This is a genomic window from Variovorax sp. P1_G12 (assembly GCF_056405555.1).
Window position 1 is genome coordinate 1 of record NZ_JBFUBW010000084.1, and the last position, 2,675, is coordinate 2,675.

1 protein-coding gene is annotated in these 2,675 nt (G+C 68.7%); it reads right to left on the minus strand.

The window, feature by feature from the left end; genetic code table 11:
• Positions 1–2,675 (minus strand): efflux RND transporter permease subunit (locus AC1D2O_RS37585; protein ID WP_478158919.1); only part of this gene is annotated, 2,675 nt, incomplete at both ends.

Sequence of the window (2,675 nt, forward strand, 5' to 3'; positions counted from 1 at the left end):
GCCCAGTTGGCCAGGTCGTCCATGTAGCAATAGACGACCGGCACCACCACCAGCGTCAGCAGCGACGAGGTGATGACGCCGCCGATCACGGCCTGGCCCATCGGCGCGCGCTGCTCGGAGCCTTCGCTCACGGCGAAGGCCAGCGGCACCATGCCGAAGATCATCGCCAGCGTGGTCATGAGGATCGGGCGCAGCCGCACGCGGGCCGCCAGCAGCAGGGCCTCGGCGCGCGGCAGCCCCGGGATCGGCGTGCCGTCCTCGGCGACGCCGGGCTCGCGCGAACGGATCGCGAAGTCGACCAGCAGGATGGCGTTCTTGGTCACCAGGCCCATCAGCATCACGACGCCGATGATCGAGAACATCGACAGCGTCGAGCGGAAGATCAGGAGCGCCAGCACCACGCCGATCAGGGTCAGCGGCAGCGCGGTCATGAGCGCCAGCGGCTGCAGGAAGCTCCTGAACTGGCTGGCCAGGATCATGTAGATGAAGATCACCGCCAGCGCCAGCGCCGAGACCGCATAGCCGAAGGACTCCTGCATGTTCTTGGTCGAGCCGCTGAACTGCCAGCCGTAGCCCGGCGGGAACGCGATCCCGGCCAGCGCGGCGCGGACGTCGGCCGAGACCTCGCCGGCCGAGCGGCCGTCGACGTTGGCGTTGATGCTCACCTCGCGCGCCAGCGCGCGGCGGTTGATCTGGTTCGGGCCGGCGGATTCGCGCACCTCGGCCACCTGCGCCAGRCGCACGATGCGGCTCGAGCCGTCGGCGTTGGCGCCCACCGCGGTGCTCAGGAAGGGCAGGCGGGCCAGGTCGGCCGGCGAATTGCGCACCTCGGGTGCCAGCCGCACGTTGACGTCGTAGGTCTGGTCGTCGGGCGCACGCCAGTTGCCCACCGTGGTGCCGGCCACCAGCGTGCGCAGCGCGGCCGCGATCGGCGCCACGCCGAGGCCGAGGTCGGAGGCGGCATCGCGCCGGATCACCACGCTGACCGTGGGCTTGTCGGGCTTCAGGCTGGAGTCGAGGTCGACCAGGCCGGGGATCGGGCGGATCGATTCCATCACKYGKCGGGTGAGGCGCTCGAGTTCCTTCAGGTCGGGCCCCTGGAGCGAGAACTCGATCGGCTTGTTGCCGCCGACCGAGTCGCGCAGGCCGACGTGCGTGACCGTGATGCCGGGAATCGATCGCAGCCGCTCGCGCAGCACCGTGGACATCTGGTCGACGCTGCGGCTGCGCGAGCGGCGGTCGACCAGCCGCACGTAGAGGCTCGCGTAGATCTTGCCCTGCGCGTCGCCGCTGTTGATGGTGGTGAGCGTGTAGCGCACCTCGGGCATCTCGCGCAGCACCGTCTCGACCTGGCGCGCCTTGGCCTCGGTCACCTCGAGCGAGGAGCCGACCGGGGTGTAGAAGCTGATCGAGGTCTCGGAGAAGTCGGCCTTGGGCACGAATTCGGTGCCCAGCAGCGGCACCATGAAGATGCTGGCGATGAAGATGCCCAGGGCCGCCAGCACGGTGGCCAGCTTGTGCACCAGCGCCCAGCGCAGGATGCCCTGGTAGCCCTCGGCGAGGCGCTCGGTGGCGCGGTCGAACCAGCCGGTSACGCGGCCGATGGTCTTGTCGTAGAAGTCGACCGGCGCCTCGTTCTTGCCGTGCTTGTCGATGGCGGGGTCGTGCCAGATGCTCGACAGCATCGGGTCGAGCGTGAAGCTCACGAACATCGAGATCATCACGGCGGCCACGATCGTGATGCCGAACTCGTGGAAGAACTTGCCGATGATGCCTTCCATGAAGCCGATCGGCAGGAACACCGCGACGATCGACAGCGTGGTGGCCAGCACCGCCAGGCCGATCTCCTGGGTGCCGTCGAGCGAGGCGCGGAAGGGCCCCTTGCCCATCTGCACGTGGCGCACGATGTTCTCGCGCACCACGATCGCGTCGTCGATCAGGAGGCCCACGCACAGCGACAGCGCCATCAGCGTGATCATGTTGATCGTGAAGCCGAACATCGCCATGAACCAGAAGGTGCCGATCAGCGCGATCGGCAGCGTCAGGCCGGTGATCACGGTCGAGCGCCACGAGTTCAGGAACAGGAACACGATCAGCACCGTGAGCAGGGCGCCTTCGATCAGCGTCTGGCGCACGTTCTCGACCGCGACCCGAATCGGGCGCGAGGCGTCCCCGATGGGTTCGAGCCGCACGCCCGGCGGCAGCTGCGGCTTGATCTCGGCGATCGCCTTCACGAGCCCGTCGACCACCTGGATGGTGTTCTCGTCCTGCGCCTTCTGCACCGACAGCAGCAGCGTGCGCTGGCCGTTGTAGAGCGCCAGGCTGTCGATCTCCTGGGCGCCGTCGCGCACGGTSGCGACCTGGTCGACCCGGATCGGCGCGCCGSCCTTGCGGGCGACGATGATGCGGCCGAAGTCCTCGGGYCGYTCCATGCGGGCRTCGATCTGSACCACGCGGTCCTGYTCGAGCGAGCGCACCGAGCCGACCGGCAGCGCCTGGTTCTCGCTGCGCACCGCGTCCACCACCTGGCTGGCGCTGACGCCGAAGGCCTCCATCGCCTGCGGATTGAGATAGATGTTGATCTCGCGCTTGGTGCCGCCGACCAGCGTGACGGAGCCGACGCCGCGCACGTTCTCCAGGCGCTTCTTGAGCACCTGGTCGGCCCAGTTGGTGAG